The 522-nt window shown below is 55.2% G+C and carries 1 protein-coding gene; it reads right to left on the reverse strand.

The annotated features are described in order from the left end of the window. Positions 1-467: DUF7507 domain-containing protein (locus H1A14_RS23100; RefSeq protein WP_449406509.1), on the reverse strand; the 467-nt coding region annotated here is incomplete at its 3' end. Between the last annotated feature and the right edge of the window lie 55 nt (positions 468-522).

Raw genomic sequence — 522 nt, forward strand, 5'->3', positions numbered from 1 at the left:
GGATCGGTTACCGTCACATTGGTCAGATCCACCGTACCGTTGTTTCTCACCGTGATGGTGTAAACGATCTCGTCTCCCTCCTCTGCGTAATTGCTTACATTAGCGGTCTTGGTCACCTCGATGCTACCGCCGTCCACGATGCCCTCAAGGGTTACCGTGATGCTGTCAGCTCCTTCGATGGTGTCCCCGTTCGGATCTGTGCCCTCGGCACTTGCCGTGTTGGTGATGCTGCCGTTGGCGATGTCGGCTGCGGTGACAATATAAGTCTCTGTGTAAACCTCTTCACTGTTTGCAGGAAGGGTGGCGATGGTCACATCCAGTCCGGTCAATGGATCGGTCACCGTTACATCGGTCAGATCCACAGTGCCGTTGTTCCTTACCGTGATGGTGTAGACGATCTCGTCTCCCTCCTCTGCATAGTTGCTTACATCCGCGGTCTTGGTCACCTCAATGCTGCCGCCTTCCACGATGCCCTCAAGGGTGACCGTGATGCTGTCAGTTCCTTCGACTGCTTCTCCGTTC

The organism is Pararhodonellum marinum, from assembly GCF_015354735.1.
Lineage (GTDB): Bacteria > Bacteroidota > Bacteroidia > Cytophagales > Cyclobacteriaceae > Pararhodonellum > Pararhodonellum marinum.